Raw genomic sequence first — 502 nt, forward strand, 5'->3', positions numbered from 1 at the left:
CAATGCTCAGCCAAGCCTATACGTCTGGAATGCAAAAGGTGAAGACATCTTGCGCAAGATCCAGCGTGCGCGAGAGGCGATGGCATCACAGTCCAAAGAGAACGTTTTTTCTGAGACAGCACACTAGTGACATAGTTGTATTCGATTTCGGCGGTCACCCCGAAACTAAGCGCATGCGACTCGCTCAACTCGCGAATCCGCCGCTCAAGTAGTGCGCGAACAGCGTGATCCATTGCTCGCACCGTCAGCAGCAGCGTGGCCTGCTCGGGAATCACATTGTGGGCATTACCGGCATGAATGGCGCCTACAGTAACAACCGCCGCCTCACTCGCGGGTACATTGCGCGATACGATAGTCTGAAGCGCCATCACCAGACTAGGGAGACGCTGCAAAAATAGCCAACCGTCCCCACCCTTGGCACACTGAGTACCTTCAACCAACCACCCTCTCCGTGAGCGTTACGCGCGTGCAGAAGACCTTCTCCGAACTCGAATACACCGGC

Annotated in this window: 2 pseudogenes; one reads left to right on the forward strand and one right to left on the reverse strand. The window is 55.6% G+C overall.

Annotation, left to right across the window (positions count from 1 at the left end):
- Window positions 1-127 (forward strand): annotated as a pseudogene (locus tag ACZYSM_RS29355) (IS630 family transposase); the annotation flags it as partial.
- A gap of 103 nt (window positions 128-230) precedes the next feature.
- On the opposite strand, the pseudogene ACZYSM_RS29360 reads toward ACZYSM_RS29355, so the two are convergent.
- A pseudogene (locus ACZYSM_RS29360) lies at window positions 231-368 on the reverse strand (peptidase dimerization domain-containing protein); the annotation flags it as partial.
- Between the last annotated feature and the right edge of the window lie 134 nt (window positions 369-502).

The organism is Pseudomonas sp. F220, from assembly GCF_057813935.1.